Origin of the sequence: Odoribacter sp. AF15-53 (assembly GCF_003479425.1) — a bacterium.
Lineage (GTDB): Bacteria > Bacteroidota > Bacteroidia > Bacteroidales > Marinifilaceae > Butyricimonas.
In genome coordinates, this window is the sequence record NZ_QUHC01000005.1 from 60,241 (window position 1) to 80,245 (window position 20,005).

Sequence of the window (20,005 nt, forward strand, 5' to 3'; positions counted from 1 at the left end):
TGAAAAAAAATCCACCTGACGTGTGGGGGTGCTCTCATTATGTCAAAAAATTTTTCTTAGTGATGAAATTAACACTGTTTTTAGTATTCTTTTTCTTGGCTTCAGCGAATGCTTTTACCCAGAAAGTAACTCTTTTGGTGAAGTCCGCAACGCTGAATGAGGTATTACGACAGATTAAAGATCAGTCGGGAGTTCGGATTCTCTATGATGCCGGTAAAACAAAACAGATTCAATGTGAGGGAATCAAGATTGTTGATATGAATATTGCCGAGGCATTGGGACAGGTGTTGAAAGATACCCGGTTCGAGTTCTTTGAAGAAGGAGGAGTATATATTGTGCGGGAAATGACAGCGCAACAGGCGAAAATCCTTCGGATTGTGGGAAAGGTCGTGGACGAGAAGAAACAACCTCTTCCCGGGGTAACGGTGCAGTTGAAGGGAGTTTCTATCGGTACGGCGACTACCGGGGATGGTAGTTATGTACTTTCGATACCCAATGCACCGAAGAAATTTACCTTGGTTTTTTCTTTTGTCGGGATGATTTCACAAGAGATCGTTTATGCGGGGAAAGATACGATTAACGTGATGATGAAGGAGGATGTGGCGACTTTGGAAGATGTGGTGGTAACGGGATATAGTAATATCAGAAATTCTAGTTTTACCGGAAATGCGGTGACAATAAAGAAGGATGATTTGCTTAAAGTGTCTAAGACGAATGTGATCAAGGCGATTCAATCGTTTGACCCGTCTTTCCGGATCAAGGAAAATAATCGTTGGGGTTCGGACCCGAATGCTTTGCCGGAGGTGTATATTCGGGGAGAATCCGGGATCGGAGTGAAGCAGATGGATAAAGAGGCTTTGGCAAAGTCCAATTTGAAGGATAATCCTAATCTCCCGACGTTTATTATGGATGGCTTCGAGGTGAGCGTGTCGAAATTGTATGACATGGACCCGAATCGGATCGAATCAATCACGATTTTGAAGGATGCGACAGCAACGGCTCTTTATGGTTCCAGGGCCGCGAATGGCGTGGTGGTGATAACAACCGTACCGCCGAAGGCCGGTAAATTGAATATTGATTACAATTTCGTGGGAGATGTGACTTTCCCGGATCTGACGGATTATAATCTTCTTAATGCGAAAGAGAAGTTGGAAACGGAGCGTTTGGCAGGGTGTTTTGAGGCTGATCCTTCTGACCAGTGGGCTAACCCGTATGCATTGAAGAAAGAATATAATGAGAAGTTGGCGAATGTAACAAAGGGAGTGGACACGTATTGGTTGTCCAAGCCTCTGCAAACCGTGTTTAATCACAAGCATAGTTTGTATGTTGATGGCGGGGGAGAGAGTGTACGTTTTGGAATTGAGTTATTGTACGCGAATCAGGACGGTGTGATGAAGGGGTCTTTGCGAGATCGGATAGGAGCCGGTTTATCGCTTCAATACACGTATAAATCATTTATGATCAAGAACCAGATTTCCTATCAGAAAGTGAGAGTAAAAGAATCTCCTTATGGTAATTTCGCGGATTTTGCAAAGCAGTTGCCCTATGATGTGTATAAGGATGAGGAGGGGAAGTATTCAACGACAATGAGAAATTGGGGAACAGGTTCACCTGCAAATCGGGTAAATCCGATGTATGAACCGAGTTTGCATAATTTTGATAAATCAAAGTCGGATGAGTTTATAAATAATCTTTCGTTGAATTGGAATATTCTTGACGGGTTGTTGTTGAAAGGACAATTGAGTTTAACAAAAACTATGGGTGAATCTCGTCGTTTTTATGATCCTTTGTCTAAACAATCGGCTAATTTAAATCCTTTGTCATTGAAGAATCTTAGTTCCGGAACGTTGTACCTGGGACATACTGATGATCTTTCCCTGGATATGAGTGCTACATTATCGTATAATAGAGCATTGGGAAATCACATGGTAAATGCTTTGGTTGGTATATCTATGAAAGAAGATCAATCGGATTCGGATAATTCCACTTATATCGGTTTTCCGTCGGGGGCTTTGTCTGCCCCGGAATATGCCAAGGAGATGTATAATAAAACGAATTTTTCGGAGAGTACCAAGCGATTGGTTGGTTTCTTGTTTTCGTTGAATTATTCTTTCAAGGATATTTATCTTTTGGATGCTTCCATGAGGATTGACGGTTCCTCGGCTTTCGGGACTGATAAACGTTTTGCCCCGTTCTGGTCTTTTGGTTTGGGAGTAAATCTTCACAAATATGAGTTTATGAAGTCCATGGAGTTTGTAGATCAGTTGAAGATCAGAGGATCTTACGGGCAGACCGGAAAGGCTAATTTCCCGGCATATGCGGCACGTACAACTTATTTGGTATCAACAGACAAGTGGTATAAAACAGGGATAAGCACGAAGCTTCAGGCATTGGGAAATAATAAATTGACTTGGGAAACGACGAATTCATTCGATATCGGTGCCGAGATTACGTTATTTCATGATTTTTTGTATGTGAAGGGTAGTTACTATAATAAACGTACGATTGATTTGATTAATGATGTGACTGTTCCTACTTCTACCGGTTTTACCTCTTATCGGGATAATATCGGGGAGGTGTCTAATAAAGGATGCGAGTTTGATTTGAGAATTTCAGCATATCGAAGTAAAGATTGGCTGGTGATTTTTAATGCAAATCTGGCTCATAATAAAAATCGGATTGAGAAGATTTCGGAGAGTTTAAAAGCGTATAACCAGCGGGTGAGGGATCAGTTCGAGAAACAATATGTATATGGAGATCCGGAGCAAGCTTTACAGACACAACCTTTCCTTCAATATGAAGAAGGTGGTTCATTGAGTTCTATCTGGGGAGTGCGTTCTTTGGGCATTAATCCGGCTGATGGGCAGGAGGTCTTGTTGAATCGCCAAGGAATGATGACAAAGGCTTGGTCTGCTTCCGATCAGGTCGTTTTAGGAACGACGGAGCCTACCGTTCAAGGAACTTTCGGATTTAATGTCGTGTATAAACAATTTAGTTTGTTTACTGATTTCATGTACGAAGCCGGGGGGCAGCGTTATAATCAAACGTTGGTAGATAAAGTGGAAAATGTGAACGTGTACACGGATAACGTGGATAAACGGGTACTTACCGGTAGATGGCAGAAGCCGGGTGATATTGCTAAATACAAGAGTTTGGTGACAGGAAGGGATCCTGTAAAAAATACAAAACCAACTTCTCGTTTTGTTCAAGATTATAATATGCTATCTTGGAATTCTTTAGAGTTGGGATATGATTTATCTCCTGATATAACGAATAAATTGAACGTGAGTATGGTAAGATTTACATTCGGGATGAGTGATATATTACACCTTTCCAGTGTAAAACAGGAGAGGGGCATCAGTTATCCTTTTGCTCGTACGGTTACTTTCTCCCTTAAGGTGTCATTATAATGTAGTTCTTGCTAAAATTAGATGTGTTATGAATAAAAAAATATTACTACTGGTTGTATGGGGATTGATTTTATCTTCATGCTCCGATTGGTTGGATGTGTCGCCAAAGGAATCGATCGTTGAAGCCGATCTTTTCAAGGAAGCTACGGGTTTCCAGAATTCGCTGAATGGTATATACGAACAAATGGCGAGTACGGAACTTTATGGACGGGAATTAACTTATGGGATGATTGATGCCATGGGACAGGTCTATTGTCTTCAGGGTGAAAATTATTATAATATAAAGAGGTATCATTATTATTATCAAGCGGCAAAGTTTGAGTATGATGCCAATGATGATATAAAAAATGCATTTAATAGTATTTGGTCGATGGCTTATAACACGATTGCCAATTGTAATAATATTATTAATCATATTGATGTGCTGAAGCCGGAGGATTTTCGATTGGGAGAAGCCGAGAGACAGATGATTAAGGGGGAGGCTTTGGCTGCTCGTGCCATGTTGCATTTTGATTTATTGCGAATTTTCGCTCCGGCTCCTGCTTCGAAGCCTTCAGGGATATATATTCCTTATGTCACGGATTTTCCTTATTACGGGGGACAGGTTGCTCTTAGTGTGGAAGAGACCATGAAAAAGATAGAAACGGATTTGTTAGCGGCGAAGGGAATGGTTATGGGGTATGATACATTGAATCTTGCGAATAGAAGTGCTTTGGCTACTTTGAATCGTTTTGTGGTTAATGACCAAACAGGAATTTCTGCTTCTGGAGACGGTTCGAGTGTTGAGAGGTTACCATTTTATCACTACCGGGGGTACCGGATTAATGGTTTGGCTGTTACTGCTTTGTTGGCTCGTTTTTATAGCTATTGGGGAGGAGATAAGTATGCTCTTGCTGCAGAAAATGCAAGATTCGTTGCAAAGTTTTCTCCGTATGTTGACGAGACATTAGCGTTCACGTACGAGGGAAATAAGGTGAGTACGGACCGGAAATTTACTAAGGATCTAATCTTTTGTTTATCTTACCCGAAGTTACAATTGGATTATGATGAGTATGCGGTAACGACAAGTAATTCTTGTTTGACTATTAGTAAATATAATACGATTTGGCAGTATGATTTTGCTGATAACGGGGATCAGCGTTTAAAATTGATTAAAGATGATTATGGTGATTATATGCCGTTGAAAAATATTAGACCGGACGGTTCAGATGAGCTTATCACGACAACAGAGGATATGGTTCCTATGATTCGGTTGAGCGAGATGCATTTTATTTTGGCAGAATATTATGCATCAATAGGGGATTTCCCTAATGCAGCGGAGAATATCAAGAACGTGAGAGTTGGAAGGAATTGTAAAGGAGATGTTGATTTGGGGATTACAGATATGACTACATTTAAGTCTAGACTTTTGGGTGAAGTACGACGGGAGTTTTTTCAAGAAGGACAGACGTTTTTCTATTATAAAAAATATGGAGAGAAATTTACAACAGGTATGAATCCTGATTCATTTGTCGTTCCTAAACCGGATAGTGAAAATGTAAACTAATTTATATTGAAGTGATTATGAAAAATAGAAATATAATAGAAGTCTTGCTGTTTGGTTGCATATTCCTGATGGCGTTATCGTTCCAAAGTTGTGACAAACAGGAAATAGAAACATACGATGCGGAGCATGCCTTGTTTTTTGAACGCTGGAAAAGGGTTGGAGTTGAGGATGTGAGAATAGATACGGTCGGTTATTCTTTTTCTCATTATGTGGGAGAGACGGAGTTAGTCCACGATTTCAAAATTAATTTAATCGGGGATTTATTAACCGAGGACATGGAGTATCGAGTGATAGTGGTGGATTCATTAACGACTGCTTTGCCGGAACAATATACCCTACCTGACCCTCCGATATTTCACAAAGGACAGGCTACAGACGTGTTGTCTGTGGTATTGCATAGAAAACCATCACTTAAAGATAAAGAGGTACGATTAACTTTGCGATTGGTTGCGAATGAGAATTTCGGATTGGGATATGTTACTTATACGGATGTAAAGATTCGTTTTAATGATAAGAACGTGATTCCTTTGTGGTGGACAACGGAGGTAAAAGAGGCATATCTTGGGACTTATTCTTATAAGAAGTTGGAGACGATTATTGCGGCAAATGAAGGATTCACGACATTTGATGGTTTGAGTGATACCGAGAAACGGAAAATAGCTTTAAATACGAAGGCTTATATTGCTCTTCATGGGATCACGGAGGACGATAATAGTCCAATGTTAATTCCTATGTATTAATTTGTAATTAGAATGATAGTATGAAAAAGATATATACTGTTTTTTTATTATTTATAGTGGCAACAATGCTTGCGTGCTATGAGGATAAAGGGAATTATGATTATGAAGATATTAGTGAGTTAGCAATATCTTTTGATGAATATTCCTATTCGACAACTTTTGGTGAGGAGGTAAAAATTGAACCGAAGTTTAATATAGAAATCCCGGAAGATTCCCCTCGTTATTCCTACATTTGGTATTTAAACGGAGAGACAAGGCCGGAATGGAATAAGCGTATTTTTACATGGACAGCAGATGAAGTCTTTAAAAGAGGGAACGTTGATTTGGAAGTGACTGATTTAAAAATGAATATTGTATATATGAATCGGACATCTCTTAACGTGACGGGAATTTACGAAAATGAGTACTCTTGGATTATTTTATCAGATATGGATGGTAAATCTCATTTGTCTTATTTTTCGAATTTGGAATATGATGATGAAAAAGATGAATTCAAGAAAACAAAATTTTACAATGATATTTATACTTCGGTAAATGGTGAGGAGTTGGGAACAGGACCTATTGCTCTACAAGTACATTTTAGACAAGGTGTTAATTATAAAGATGAGGTGATCGGGAATGTTTGTGTATTTCAAAAGAGTGGTGCGGTTGATTTGAGTGGGGAGTCTTTTGAAAAGCAAATTGATATGATTCAAGCATTTGACGGTGGAAAATATCCGGAAGGGGCAATTATTTATCCCGGAACATTTATGGATCGGGTGGACGTTTTATCGGACCAACGAGGACGTTTATATTCTCGTTTTAAGGCTTCTTCTTATGTATATAATTCGGAATATTTTTTACCAACACCTTTATGTTATGAAGATGAGACTGAACCAGTAGAAAAATGTCAGGTCGGTCGAGGATTTTATAGGGCTAACCGTACAGGATACGCTTTCGTGTATGACGGGAAGAATAAACGAATGCTCTATGTTGTCAACAGTGGTTATTCGGATGAGATTGCCGGAGCTGGAAAATTAACGGCATTGCCAGCTTGTGGAGAAAATGATAAGATCGATGAGATTGTTCCTTTAGATAATATGAATGGCTATGAGTTGATTAAAATGGCCATGTTTGGATATGGTTATCCTAATTACGGTTACTTTTTGCTTTTGAGAGAAGAAAGTACGAATAAGGTATTCTTGCAAATTGTTAAAGTGACAGGATCTAATGGACGTCCCAAGATTGTGGAAGTTAAATTGCATGAACTAAAAGGTTTACCGGGAGTTCCAACACTTGCAGCTTTCCCACAGGATCGACCGGAATACGCATTTTTTGCTGTAGGTCAGGAGGTGTATTATGTGGATTTAAATAATATTGGTGATCCGGTGGAACCCTATAAGAGTTTTAACGCTAAGATTACAGCTATGAATGCGGAGAGTCCGTCTAATGCTCATATGGCTGTTGGACTTGAGAATGGAGAATTTTATATTTTACAAATCTGGAATGCAAAGAATACTCCTGAAGAGAAGAGAATTATTTATCCGGTAGGGGAAGGAGCCTATCCTGCTGATAACAAGGTGGGGCGTATCGTGGATATTCAGTACAAGCAGTTGGATCATTGGAATTATTAAACAAATCGTAGTGGCTAATTAAAAAGTTAAACCTTGCGGGCGGAAACGCCTGCAAGGAGTAACGAATCGTATGTAAAAATCACAGTTTTAGGTATTAAATATGGGAAGTTCGATTGTATCAGTAAGAAATTTGTCTCATCGTTACAGTGTGCAGTGGGCGATAAAAGATATCAGTTTTGATATCACTAAAAAGGGGGTGATGGGGTTGCTCGGTTCTAACGGGGCCGGTAAGTCAACCACGATGAATATTATTTGTGGAGTGTTGAATCAAACAGAGGGGGAAGTTTTTATTAACGGGATTAACTTGCGGGAAAATCCGGTGGAAGCGAAAAGGTATATCGGTTTTTTGCCCCAGCAACCTCCTTTATACACGGATCTTACCGTGGAGGAGTATTTGCGGAATGCCGCACATTTGCGATTGATGGATAAGGCGGAAGTGGGTAAAGCGGTTGACGTGGCTTTGGAACGCTGTTCGATCACTCATTTTCGTGACCGGTTGATTAAGAATTTATCCGGGGGATATCAACAGAGAGTGGGAATCGCTCAAGCGATCGTGCATAATCCCGCTTTCGTGGTGTTGGATGAACCGACAAACGGGTTGGACCCGAATCAGATCGTGGATATCCGTAACCTGATCCGGGAAATTGCGGAAGAGCATTCTGTGTTGTTATCCACTCATATCTTGTCTGAAGTACAGGCGATCTGTAATGATATTAAGATGATTGATAACGGCCATTTGGTGTTCTCCGGTTCCATGGAGGATTTTGATAACTATATCGCTCCCGACAGTTTTATTATTGAATTGAATCATTCGCCGGGTAAGGAGGTTCTTGCTCGCTTGGTTCCGAATAAAGGGATAGAGGAATTGTCGGAAAGACGTTTTAGAATATTTTTTGATGAGGATAATAGCATCACGGAGAGATATATAGAGGAAAGTGTGGCCAATGATTGGGATTTAAAAGAGCTTTTGGTAGAGAGATGTAGTTTGGATCGGATTTTTGCACAATTATCCGGAAAAGTAAGAAAATAGTGTGGATATGAAATTAAATAAAAATATAAGACAAACGCTGAGAGTGGCTAAAATAGAGCTCAGTTCTATGTTTTACTCTCCGGTAGCATGGTTGGTTTTAGTTATTTTTGCCCTGTTGATCGGGTATGATTACGCTAATGTTTTTGACAGTCAATTACGCGGACAATCTTTGGGAAACAGTTTGTGGAATGTGTCTTCGGCTATTTATAATAGTTGGATGACGGGTATTTTAAAACCGATACTTCGAAATCTTTATTTGTATATCCCATTGATCACGATGGGATTGATGAGTCGGGAGTACCAGTCGGGTTCGATCAAATTGTTGTATTCTTCACCGATCAAGAATTCTTCGATTATTATCGGGAAGTATATTGCCATGATGTGTTATGGTGCGGCTTTGATGAGTATTATCGGGTTGAACGTGTTCTTTTCTTGGTTGACGGTCGAGAATTTCCAGTTACCGATGCTTTTGGTGGGAATGTTGGGGATTTATTTGTTGATTCTGGCTTATTCGGCTATTGGTTTGTTCATGTCAACGCTTACCGCTTATCAGGTGGTGGCTGCCGTGGGAACCTTGGCCGTTTTGGCCGTGCTGAATTTTATCGGGGATGTCGGTCAGGGGATTGATTTTGTCCGGGATATCACGTTTTGGCTGTCTATTTACGGGCGTTCGACGTCTTTTATTGCCGGATTGTTGCCTAGTGCTGATGTTTTGTACTTCTTGATTGTAATCGCTTTATTCCTTGCTCTTTCAATATTCAAATTAAACACGGAAAAGAAGATTATGTCTTTGCGTACGAAAGTGTTGAAATATAGTATGATTGTCGTGTCCGCTTTGTTGTTGGGGTATTTGACTTCTCTTCCGCAAGCTAAATTGTATTACGATGGGACGTATACGAAGAGTAATACTTTATCCCCTGAGAGTCAGCAAGTGATTAAAAATTTGAAGGGGCCGCTTACTATTACCACGTACGTGAATATTTTAGCCCCGGATTATTTCGCCGGCTTGCCTTTTAACCGGAATTATGATATGGCCCGTTACGAGCAATATATCCGCTTTAAGCCGGAGATTAAAATGAAATACGTGTATTATTATCATAAAGCGAATAATCCTGATCTGGATGCACGCTATCCGGATTTGAATGATGAAGAGCGGGCGAAAGAACTTTGCAAGATCAGTAGTCTGAATTTCAAGATGTTTAAATCGCCGGAAGAGATCGAGAAAATTATTGATTTAAGTGGAGAGGGATATCAATTCGTTCGTATAGCGGAACAGGAGAACGGGAGAAAAGAGGTATTGCGACTGTTCAATGATAACGAGCGGCACCCGCGGGAAAGGGAAATTTCTGCCACGTTGAAGCGGTTTATTGCCAAGGCTCCCCTGATTGCTTTTTCCACGGGATACGGTTCTCGTAGTATTAATAATTATGGAGGACGCGGATTTTATTTGTTTGCCAAGGATTTGTGGTTCAGGCATTCGTTGTTGAACCAGGGGTTCGATACGCGGGAGATTGATTTGGATCGGGAAAAGGTTACAGACGATATTTCTGTACTTGTTATTTCGGATTTAAAGGATTCTCTTTCTCGTGAAGCGATGGCAAACGTGAAGGATTTTATTGATCGGGGAGGAAATATGGTCATTTTGGGAGAGTACGGTAGAAGCGAGAATATGAATCGTTTGACAGCTTCGTTGGGAGTACATTTTTCAGATGGAGTTCTTGCGAGTCCGAATGAATTGGGCTCTCCGGTAGTGTTGAGAACCTCTTACACGAAAGAAGCCGTGGAGAGACATCCGATGTTTGCCCGTATGTACGAATGGGGATATGGGGTTTCCGTCCCCACGAGTGTTGCTCTTGATTACTCACAAGTGAAAGATTTTGAGGTGTACCCGGTATTGCAGACGGGTGATGATACTTGGATTGAGTACGAAACCAAGGATTTAGTGGATGGGGAATTCGTTTGTAACGCAGAGGCGGGGGAGCAGAAAGGGGTTTACACGACTTTGGTTAATTTGAAACGTAAAGTTGGTGATAAAGAACAACGTATTGTTATTTCGGGAGATAGTGATTTTATCACGAATGAGGAATTCAGTCTTTCTCGCCCTGGAATAGAGGCAAATAATTTTGAAATTATTACCGGGTCTTTCCGTTGGCTTTCGTATGATGTTTTTCCTATCAACACGGATCGGATCGGGGCAATTGATAATCAAGTTAACTTGTCAGGAGGTTGGCGGGTTTGGATAAAATTGTTCTTTATGATTCTTTTCCCGGTATTCCTTGCGGGGACGGGTATTTCGATTATATATCGTAGACAACGTAAGTAGTATAGAAATAAATTTAAGAGTATGTCAAATAAAATAGTGGAAGTCAGACATTTATCTCATAAATATAGTGTAGATTGGGCCATTCGGGATATTAATTTTGAAATAGAGGAGAAGGGTGTGTTCGGATTGCTCGGATCAAATGGTGCGGGTAAGTCTACCACCATGAATATTATCTGTAACGTGTTGACTCAGACGGAGGGGGATGTTTTTATCAATGGAATTAATTTGCGGGAGAATCCGATCGAGGCGAAAAAGTATATTGGTTTTTTACCTCAAAAGGCACCGCTTCACACGGAGATGACTGTTGACGAGTATCTGTATCATTGTGCGGATATCCGGTTGATGCCCAAGAAGGAGATCGACCAGGCTATTGAGAGGGCAAAAGCAAAATGTGGTATAACGCATTTCAGCAAACGGCAGATACGTAATCTTTCGGGAGGATATCAACAACGGGTCGGGATTGCGCAGGCTATTATACACAATCCTTTGTTTGTTATTCTTGACGAACCGACAAACGGGCTCGACCCGAACCAGATCGTGGAAGTGCGCCATTTAATCCGGGAGATCGCCAAGGATCGGGCCGTGTTGATCTCCACGCATATCTTGCCGGAAGTACAGGCTGTTTGTGATTATATCATGATGATCGAGCACGGGCAAAAGGTTTTTGAGGGGACGATCAATGCTTTCAACACGTATATGTCTCCCAGTGCGTTAATCACGATCATGCATAATGCCCCGAAGACAGAAGAATTGCTTAAAATAGAGGGGATTGTGAGGGTAGAGCGATTGACGAATACCCGAATCAGGTTACATTTTAAGGGGGATGATTCGATTGTCGGACGTGTGATAAAACAAGCTGTCGCACAAGAATGGCGTTTACGTGAAATCTCTTTGGAGAAGGAGTCTCTGGATAAGGTGTTTGCGAAGTTGTCCGGGAAAGAAGTGTAGGGAGGGTTATATATTATTTTAAAAGATTACAAGAATGAGAACAATTATACGAATTACAAAATCAGAGCTTCGGATTCTATTTTTCTCTCCTATCGCATGGCTTATACTGATTGTTTTTAGTTTTCAGGTCGGAATGGCTTATAGCGATGCTCTTGAAATGCAACTTAGGAATCAAGAACTGGGGTACCGGATGTACGCGGTTACATCTTCTTTGTTCGATGGGTATTCGGGAATACTCTCCGGATTGTTAGGCAATCTATATCTTTATATCCCGTTGTTCACGATGGGATTGATGAGCCGGGAGTTGAGTAGCGGATCAATCAAATTGCTGTATTCATCGCCGGTGTCCAATTTCCAGATTATATTGGGAAAATACCTGGCGGTTGTGGTCTACGCATTATTGTTGTGTATAATATTGTTGGGACCGGTTGTAAGTACCTGTTTTTCTGTTCAGGCCCCGGATGTACCGATGATGTTGACGGGGATTTTCGGGGTATTCCTGACCGTCTTGGCGTATGGAGCGATCGGTTTGTTTATGTCTACGATCACGAAATATCAGGTCGTGGCTGTTGTCGGGACGCTTGCTATTCTCGCGATATTGAATTTTATAGGCGGGGTCGGGCAAGAATATGATTTTGTCCGGGATATTACCTATTGGCTCTCGATTTCAGGCCGTGCGAAAGTGTTTATCAGCGGAATGATCAGCACGAAAGACACGCTGTATTTTATTTTGGTGATTTTTATGTTCTTGGGACTTTCCGTGATAAAACTTCAGGGAGAAAGATTGAAATTGTCTAAATGGAATACTTCGTCTAAGTATGGTGTGGTATTATTGATTGCTTTGTCTTTGGGATATATTTCGTCATTACCCGGATTTATAGCTTATTACGATTCTACCGCTACAAAGGTGAATACGCTCACGGAAGAGAGTCAAGAGATTGTCAGGAAGTTGAAAGGCGATTTGACGATCACGACTTATGTCAATTATTTGGATGAGACTTATGATCGCGGAGCTCCCCGAAATCGGATTGACGATATAGCCCAGTTCGAACAATACTTGCGTTTCAAGCCGGAGACAAAGTTGAAGTACGTGTACTACTATGCCAAGGGATATATGCCTTATGCGAAGGCGGCTTATGATACCATGACGCTGGAACAGGTCGTGGAGGATAAATGCAGATATTCGGGATATAATCCCAAACGTTTCTTGCCTTTGGACGAGGTGTTGAAAATGGATGATATTTCAGGTGAAGACGGTCGTTTCGCCAGGGTAATCACTGCGGCAAATGGGAAAAAGGCAATGTTGCGTATTTATAAAGATAATCAGGTTCATCCGTTTGAAGCACAGATATCAACGGCCTTGAAAACATTGCTTCAAGAGGCTCCTGTGGTGGGTTTCGTTACCGGGCACAAGGAACGGAGCGGAGTGGATATGGGAGAGAAAGGGTACGGTTCTTTTGCCTCGAATAAGACGTTCCGTTATTCATTGATAAATAGCGGGTATGGGATACGTGAAATCTCGTTGGATCAACCTGTCGCTGATGATATTGATATCGTGGTGCTTGCTGATATGAGAAGTGATTTTACGGAAGAGGAATTCCGGAATTTTGATTCTTATTTAGCCCGTGGCGGGAATCTGTTTATCTTGGGAGAACCTAAACGGCAACAGTTTATGAATCCAGTGATCGAGAGGTTGGGATTACGTTTTGCCGATGGTATTATCGTGTCTCCTTCCGAGGTAAACTTGGATGACATTATCGCGGCGAATATAAAAGAAGGGGCCGCCAAAGTGTCTGAAAATTATATCCGGTATTTTCGTAGAGGTTATTCGATTATCACACCTTCGGCATGTGCGGTAGAGGTTATTGATACGACAAAAGGATTTAAGATAACAGAGGTGCTAGCTAGTGCAAGTAGCGGTTCCTGGATCGAGAAGGAAACAACAGATTTTATAAACGAGAAATCTGTGTTGAATCCGGCCGTGGGAGAAGTAGAAAAATCTAATTCGATTATGCTATACCTGACTCGTCCTGTAAAAAATAAAGAACAACGTATTTTTGTTATCGGGGATGCCGATTGTATCAGCACGTTGGAGTTGTCCCAGAATCGGGCAGGATTCCGGAGTTCGAATTTCACGTTGATTACGGAGACTTTCCGCAATATGTCATATGAAGAATTCCCGGTTGATGCTGCCCGGGTTAATCCTCCGGATGATCGGGTTGTGGTTACACAGGGTACGGTTGTTATAAAAGTGATTATCATGTGGATTATTCCGATTTTATTGATGATTGGTTGTATAACTCTTTTGATTCGAAGAAAAAGAAAATAGTATTTCTTGATTATTAATATTGTGGTCTTGAAGATTTTTTTGTTCTGTATTTGCAGTTAAAAACAAAGGTCTTCAAGACTTTTTCCATTGATATACTTTTGGAACTAAATCGTGTGGTTGTGTTTTATTTTCATTAGGGAAGGTTATTTTACAAATAAGGGGTAATATTTCATGGAATGTTAAAACAGCCTTTATTAAGGCTATTTTTGAAAGATAAAGAATTAACAAAGAATTAATGTAGAATCATTTTGAATAACAAAATTAGATGTATAATTTTGTTGATATCAATAGTGCGTGATCTTCAAGATCTTTAATTTAAATGATTAATTACAATTACAAATGAAAAAATTAGGATTGATTATTGTTAGTTGCTTCCTTTCCATGCTGATGGTACAAAAGACGTACGCTCAGTCGGAAGACAAGTTGTTACAACTGTTGAAGCAAGAGTTAGCAGCCGATATGCAGGAGCTACAAAAACAGGAAAATCCACCTTATCACATGAATTTCCGTGTGATGGATGATCGGAATGTGCGAATTCAAAGTGCTTTCGGGGCGACGATGTCGTCTTCCGAGCAACGTGTACGTACGCTTGTTCCACAAGTGCGCGTGGGAGACACGAAGTTGGATAATTTTAAATATAATGCCATGGGAGCCCAGGGAGATCGAAATGGGAACTACCCGATGGCTTACTTGGGATTGGATGACGAGAAGGGTGAGGATGCCTCCCGTCAGTCGATCTGGGCAGAGGTAATGAAACGTTATAATTTTGCGGTGGAGGCTTATCAGCAAGCAAAGACCCAAAGTCAGGTAAGTGTTGCTGACGAGGATAAAGCTCCCTCTTTCTCTGAGGCTCCGGTGGAGAAATATTACGAGGCTCCGATTCCGGCAGAGAAACAAGCGATAGATCGTGCTGCGTGGGAAAAACGGTTGAATGAAGTTTCAGCCGTATTTAAAGAAAGTCCGTTATTGCAATCCGGAGATGTAAGTTTGACTTACCGAGTACTACGCACGTATTTCGTGAACACGGAAGGGACAGAGGTGGTACAGAATCGGACCTATGCTCGGATAATGATTAGTGCATCCATGAAAGCGGACGATGGAATGGAATTACCTTTGAACATGTCTTATTTTGCTTATGATCCGAAAGATCTTCCTGCAAATGACCGGATGATCGCAGATGCTAAAGATATGGTAAAGCGTTTGACGGTGTTGCGTGACGCCCCAGTTGTAAATCCTTACACGGGTCCGGCAATCTTGTCCGGCCCGGCGAGTGGCGTGTTCTTTCATGAAATCTTCGGTCACCGTATCGAAGGCCACCGTTTGAAAGGTGGTGGTGAGACCTTTAAGAAAAAAGTGGGTGAGTTGGTACTGCCTGCCGAGTTCCAGGTATATTGCGATCCGACCTTACGCAGTTATGCAGGAGAAGCGTTGAACGGATTCTACTTGTATGATGATCAAGGGGTGAAAGCTCGTCGGGTTGACGTTGTAAAAGACGGTATTTTGAGAGAGTTCCTGATGAGTCGGGTACCGCTTGACGGATTCCCCAGCAGTAATGGTCATGGACGTACTTCCGGAGGTGGTGATCCCGTATCTCGCCAGTCTAACCTGGTGGTAGAAACGACTGCTCCGAAAACGGAGGCTCAATTGCGATCCATGTTGATTGAAGAGGCTAAACGTCAGGGAAAAGAATACGGGTATTATTTCAAAGAAGTAACCAGTGGTTTCACATTGACTGGTGAAGGTGGTAGTTTGAACTCTTTCAACGTGACCCCGTTGGAAGTATACCGGGTATATGTAGACGGACGTCCGGACGAGTTGGTTCGTGGTGTAGATTTGATCGGAACACCGTTGTCGATGTTCTCCAATATCGTATGTGCCGGTGATAAGCCGAGCGTGTTCACGGGAGAGTGTGGGGCAGAATCCGGTTGGGTTCCTGTAACGGCTAGTTCTCCGATGATTCTGGTAAGCAAAATCGAGACTCAACGTCGGGAGAAATCAAGAGAACTTCCTCCGATTTTACCGGCACCGGGAAAGAATTAAGAGTTAAAAGCTAATGAATTGGGTGATTTTTTTAATCACGGGGTCATTGAAATCTAAAATCTAAAATTGAAATGAAATATATATTACCAATATTATTATTTTTCCTGCTGGTGGGGCCGTTAGCCGCACAGAATGAGAAAGATCAAGTGATCTTCAAGGCTATGCAGGATGAGATGCAACGCGGCAAGGAGCAATTGATGTTGCCGGGGATGCCGAAGCCGTATTATCAGGCTTTCACGTTGGGACGTATCCATCAGTTTGAAGTGGTTGCTTCATTGGGTGGTGTTACGAATTTTTATGAATCGCCTTGGATGGCAACCGGTGGAGTTCAAATGTTTTTGGGTGATTATGCTCATAATAATGATATCGGCTATGCTTGTGCGTCAGTACAAGCCGGGATGCCGGAAACTCCCGATTATGACGTGATGCGGAGGAATTTTTGGCTAGGAGCGGATGCCATTTACAAGTATTCTTTACAGGCTGCTGCCATGAAGGATGCTTATTTGAAAGCTAATCCGAGAACCGGGGAGATGGCCGATTTAAAGGATCAACAGAAAGTGGATCCCGTGACGAAGTTGGAAGAACCGAAAAATGCTTACACGATTGATCGTACGGCTTTGGAGAAAATGGCAGAGGAATTATCTCTTATCTTTAAAGATTACAAGGATATTTATAATTCTTCCGTAGTGATCACGGGACAAGAGATGGAAGTGTACAAGACGACAACGGATGGTGTTGTCTTGAAAGAACCGTTACGTTATGCAAGCTTGTATGCAACCGGGTATGTACTTACGGAAGATGGAGTTCGGATCGACGATACGTATTCCGTGTTGGTTGCTCGTCCGGATGATTTACCTTCTTTGGATGAATTGAAGAAAGGCGTTAAGGCTTTTGCAGATGGGTTGATTGCATTAAAGAATGCTCCCGCAATTACCGAATATTATGCCGGGCCGGTATTATTCGAGGGGGGAGCGTCTTCAACTGTTCTCACAAGAAACTTGATATACCAGGGTGGGCTTATCGCTTATCGTAAGCCGGATTCGGATCGTGTTCAACCGAAGAAAACGTTGGATGACCGTTTGGGAATGAAGATTATTGATACCCGTTTGACAGTTAAGAATTACAGCTCGTTGGAGAAATATAACGGGGTTCAGTTGTTAGGTGCTTATGATATTGATGCAGAAGGTATCGTGCCGGCAAAAGAGATCACGTTGGTTGAGAATGGTATTTTTAAGGGGATGTTGAACGGATGTATTCCTACGGTACATGCCCCCCAATCGACAGGTAGCTCTCGTTTCTTGTTATCCAGTCGGAACGGAATGCACACGACCGCTCCCGGAACGATCCATATCAAGGTGGATAAAGGTACAAAACCTGAAAAGATGAAGAGCGCTTTGATTAAAGCCGCGAAAGAAGAAGGTTTGAAGTATGCTTACATCGTGCGTAGTTTGGCAGGAAAAGCTTCTTGTATTTATCGGGTAGACCTGAAAGACGGAAGTGAAACGCAAGTACGTTTCGGTGATGTGAGCGGGTTTACGTTGGCAAACTTGAAACGTATGCTGAACATATCCAGTAAGGAGAATGTAAGTAATTATATCCTGAACGGTCAGGTATTGTCTTCTTTGATTTACCCGTCTTCTATTCTGGTTGAGAATATCGAGATCAACAAGTCAGACGTGAAGAAAGATAAAGAACAAGTATTGACTTTCCCGTTGCAGAGATAGTATATTTGAAATATAGGAACACAGGGAACCCTTGATTCATTCGTGGATCAAGGGTTTTTTTATGGATGTTCTGTTTTAGGCAATCTATTTTATGTTTTCTCAAATAAATTTGTATTTTTGCCCTAGGTGTCTGTTATTAATAAGATGAAGGAGTTGAAAAATACAATAAATGAAAAATTCAGATTCGAGCAAATTTATAAAGAATACTCGAAGCCTATGTTTTTGTATGCTGTTAGTTTTTTGATTTCGGAAGAAGAGGCGGAGGATGTAATACAGGAGGTGTTTATTAATTTCTGGAAAGACAATACTTTTCAGAAAATTCAAAGTGTAGTTACGAAGACATATTTGTTCCGGTCGGTGAAGAATAATTGCTTGAATCGCCTGAAAAAGAAAGATGTGTTGCAAGATCGGTTGGACGTGCTTCGGGAGGAGGTGGTTGAAGAAGAGATGATGACTTGGAATGACACGTTGATTCAAGAGGTTGAGACTGAAATAGACCGGATGCCGGAACAGACAAAAGAAATTATTCGAGGGGTATTTTTTCATGAAATGAAGTATCAAGAGGTGGCAGATCAGTTGGGAATATCAATAAATACGGTGAAAACGTTGTTGAAAAACGGGATGAAACACCTGCGGGAACGTTTTGATGAACGAATGGATTTATTCCTTGTGATTGCTTTGATGAAATAATTTGTTGAATCTGCATGCTATCGTAACACAAGGCATAGGGCATCCCTTGTTTTGGGTTGGGCTATCCTTTCTCTTGCTCAAGAACGTAACAACTACACAACACCAACGGAACATAGACACAAATATGTGTCTATGTTCCGTTGGTGTTGTGTCAGGATTGGCTTGTTGTCCAAGTGTAAGGGTTAAGGAGGTATAGCCGAACGAGGTCCATTCCAAGGCGACGTTGTACAAATTAGTCTTGTCTGTTATAGACCATGTAAATCGGGGGCCGATTATTTTTTTTCAAAAAAAATCTTTTTGATTCACCCGATTTCCATTTTTGTTGTCTATACGGGAAAGAAGATGAATTATGGAGACGTGGAATGAAATAGATGAATGGATTGCCCGGTACAGGCAGGGTGAGCTTTCCGAGGAAAACCGGGCGAAATTGATCCGGTGGTTGGAGGCTTCGCCGGAACATGAAAAACAGTTCCAGGACATGCTTGAAACGGAAATTCGGGTGGATGCGGTTGGTAAATGGGGTAAACTGGACCGGATGCAAGAGAGGGTATGGCTGCGTATAGCCCCTGTACTGGTGAGTCGTAAAAGGCAATTATATATATGGGGGTTGCGTGTTGCAGCTGTAATTACTCTACTGGTGGGGGTGTTTTTCGTGTGGCAGGAACGGCAGGAACCCAAGGAAAAATCGGTGTCGATTGCAAGCATATTGCAGGTGGAGGCCGGGTCTTCGAGAGCAATTTTAGAGACTTCTTCTGGGGTGAAGATCGAATTGAAAGAGGGTGAGACATGTCAGGTAGCAGATATTGCCGGGGTTAGTGTGATACAGGATTCAACCGGCGGGGTTCGGTTCGAGGATACGGGAGATTCCGGAGAAAAAGGAATAGAGAACAGTACGATAGTCGTTCCTAAGGAAGGGGAGTACTTTGTCGAGTTGAGTGATGGTACAAGGGTTTGGATAAATTCAGATTCCCGGTTAGAATTTCCGAATCGCTTTCATGGAGATACCCGTGAGGTGAAATTGAAAGGTGAAGCCTATTTTGAGGTAGCGTCTAATCCGGAGAAACCGTTTTACGTGCATGCCGAAGAGGCAGAAGTGCGTGTTTTGGGGACGGCATTTAACGTGATGGCCTATGAGGACGATAAGCGCACGGAGGTTGCTTTATTGCATGGGAAAGTGAGTTTTGACGCGGGAAAGAATGCTTGTGTGCTTGCTCCGGGAGAAATAGCAATTTTGGACCGGGCAAGTGGACAAACTACGGTTCGGAAAGGTGATGTAGGGGCCATCGTGGATTGGAAAAAGGGTAGATTTAATTTCGAAGATATGCCCTTGGAAGAGTTGATTGCGAAATTATCCCGTTGGTATGGAGTGACGTTTGTTTTTGGAGACGATGCCGCTAGGCATTTGCGTTTCTCCGGGGCGGTGACTAAATATAGAACTTTGGATTACGTGCTGAATATGATATCGAAAACGACAGATGTGGCGTTTGCGGAGAAAGAAGGTAAAATTGTGATTCATGTAAAATAGTAGAGCTTGTATGATGATAAGCTAAAAAAATATCCCGGATAGTGGTGACGCACGATCCGAGATAAGAGCTTGTTAATATTTATAATT

At 41.6% G+C, this 20,005-nt stretch carries 12 protein-coding genes; all 12 read left to right on the plus strand.

Translation table 11 applies throughout. The features are described from left to right. Window positions 1-62: 62 nt before the first annotated feature. The 12 genes from DWW52_RS11895 (at window position 63) to DWW52_RS11950 (ending at window position 19,918) form a co-directional block, all read left to right on the plus strand. Window positions 63-3,410: a SusC/RagA family TonB-linked outer membrane protein gene (locus DWW52_RS11895; RefSeq protein WP_118715952.1), complete on the plus strand. Its 3,348-nt coding sequence runs from the start codon at window positions 63-65 to the stop codon at window positions 3,408-3,410. A gap of 28 nt (window positions 3,411-3,438) precedes the next feature. Beyond that, complete coding sequence (locus DWW52_RS11900) at window positions 3,439-4,956, plus strand: RagB/SusD family nutrient uptake outer membrane protein (RefSeq protein WP_118715740.1); 1,518 nt, start codon at window positions 3,439-3,441, stop codon at window positions 4,954-4,956. 17 nt (window positions 4,957-4,973) lie between these two features. After that, window positions 4,974-5,696: a DUF4843 domain-containing protein gene (locus tag DWW52_RS11905; protein WP_118715741.1), complete on the plus strand. Its 723-nt coding sequence runs from the start codon at window positions 4,974-4,976 to the stop codon at window positions 5,694-5,696. A gap of 20 nt (window positions 5,697-5,716) precedes the next feature. After that, window positions 5,717-7,309: a PKD-like family lipoprotein gene (locus tag DWW52_RS11910; protein ID WP_118715742.1), complete on the plus strand. Its 1,593-nt coding sequence runs from the start codon at window positions 5,717-5,719 to the stop codon at window positions 7,307-7,309. A gap of 100 nt (window positions 7,310-7,409) precedes the next feature. Next, the gene (locus DWW52_RS11915) at window positions 7,410-8,339 is read left to right on the plus strand and encodes an ABC transporter ATP-binding protein (RefSeq protein WP_118715743.1); all 930 of its coding nucleotides are present in this window, start codon (window positions 7,410-7,412) and stop codon (window positions 8,337-8,339) included. Between the two features lie 7 nt (window positions 8,340-8,346). Then, complete coding sequence (locus DWW52_RS11920; protein ID WP_118715744.1) at window positions 8,347-10,662, plus strand: Gldg family protein; 2,316 nt, start codon at window positions 8,347-8,349, stop codon at window positions 10,660-10,662. 21 nt (window positions 10,663-10,683) lie between these two features. Next, on the plus strand, window positions 10,684-11,610 hold the full coding sequence (locus tag DWW52_RS11925; protein WP_118715745.1) for an ABC transporter ATP-binding protein: 927 nt from the start codon (window positions 10,684-10,686) through the stop codon (window positions 11,608-11,610). A gap of 34 nt (window positions 11,611-11,644) precedes the next feature. Then, window positions 11,645-13,939 carry a Gldg family protein gene (locus DWW52_RS11930; RefSeq protein ID WP_118715746.1) on the plus strand — a complete coding sequence of 765 codons (2,295 nt, stop codon included), beginning with the start codon at window positions 11,645-11,647 and terminating at the stop codon, window positions 13,937-13,939. A 339-nt stretch (window positions 13,940-14,278) separates the two neighbouring features. Beyond that, the gene (locus tag DWW52_RS11935) at window positions 14,279-15,979 is read left to right on the plus strand and encodes a TldD/PmbA family protein (protein WP_118715747.1); all 1,701 of its coding nucleotides are present in this window, start codon (window positions 14,279-14,281) and stop codon (window positions 15,977-15,979) included. A 71-nt stretch (window positions 15,980-16,050) separates the two neighbouring features. Beyond that, window positions 16,051-17,703 (plus strand): metallopeptidase TldD-related protein, encoded by a 1,653-nt coding sequence (locus DWW52_RS11940; RefSeq protein WP_118715748.1) that lies wholly within the window; start codon window positions 16,051-16,053, stop codon window positions 17,701-17,703. 144 nt (window positions 17,704-17,847) lie between these two features. Continuing rightward, on the plus strand, window positions 17,848-18,393 hold the full coding sequence (locus DWW52_RS11945; protein WP_118715749.1) for an RNA polymerase sigma factor: 546 nt from the start codon (window positions 17,848-17,850) through the stop codon (window positions 18,391-18,393). A 349-nt stretch (window positions 18,394-18,742) separates the two neighbouring features. Continuing rightward, complete coding sequence (locus tag DWW52_RS11950; protein WP_118715750.1) at window positions 18,743-19,918, plus strand: FecR domain-containing protein; 1,176 nt, start codon at window positions 18,743-18,745, stop codon at window positions 19,916-19,918. The last annotated feature ends 87 nt before the right edge of the window (window positions 19,919-20,005 follow it).

What these genes read in the sequence shown, in the direction of transcription:
- DWW52_RS11950 (WP_118715750.1), top strand. Translation starts at nt 18,743, where the DNA reads ATGGAGACGTGGAATGAAATAGATGAATGGATTGCCCGGTACAGGCAG.
- DWW52_RS11925 (WP_118715745.1), top strand. Translation starts at nt 10,684, where the DNA reads ATGTCAAATAAAATAGTGGAAGTCAGACATTTATCTCATAAATATAGT.
- DWW52_RS11905 (WP_118715741.1), top strand. Translation starts at nt 4,974, where the DNA reads ATGAAAAATAGAAATATAATAGAAGTCTTGCTGTTTGGTTGCATATTC.
- DWW52_RS11945 (WP_118715749.1), top strand. Translation starts at nt 17,848, where the DNA reads ATGAAGGAGTTGAAAAATACAATAAATGAAAAATTCAGATTCGAGCAA.
- DWW52_RS11910 (WP_118715742.1), top strand. Translation starts at nt 5,717, where the DNA reads ATGAAAAAGATATATACTGTTTTTTTATTATTTATAGTGGCAACAATG.
- DWW52_RS11940 (WP_118715748.1), top strand. Translation starts at nt 16,051, where the DNA reads ATGAAATATATATTACCAATATTATTATTTTTCCTGCTGGTGGGGCCG.
- DWW52_RS11915 (WP_118715743.1), top strand. Translation starts at nt 7,410, where the DNA reads ATGGGAAGTTCGATTGTATCAGTAAGAAATTTGTCTCATCGTTACAGT.
- DWW52_RS11930 (WP_118715746.1), top strand. Translation starts at nt 11,645, where the DNA reads ATGAGAACAATTATACGAATTACAAAATCAGAGCTTCGGATTCTATTT.
- DWW52_RS11900 (WP_118715740.1), top strand. Translation starts at nt 3,439, where the DNA reads ATGAATAAAAAAATATTACTACTGGTTGTATGGGGATTGATTTTATCT.
- DWW52_RS11895 (WP_118715952.1), top strand. Translation starts at nt 63, where the DNA reads ATGAAATTAACACTGTTTTTAGTATTCTTTTTCTTGGCTTCAGCGAAT.
- DWW52_RS11935 (WP_118715747.1), top strand. Translation starts at nt 14,279, where the DNA reads ATGAAAAAATTAGGATTGATTATTGTTAGTTGCTTCCTTTCCATGCTG.
- DWW52_RS11920 (WP_118715744.1), top strand. Translation starts at nt 8,347, where the DNA reads ATGAAATTAAATAAAAATATAAGACAAACGCTGAGAGTGGCTAAAATA.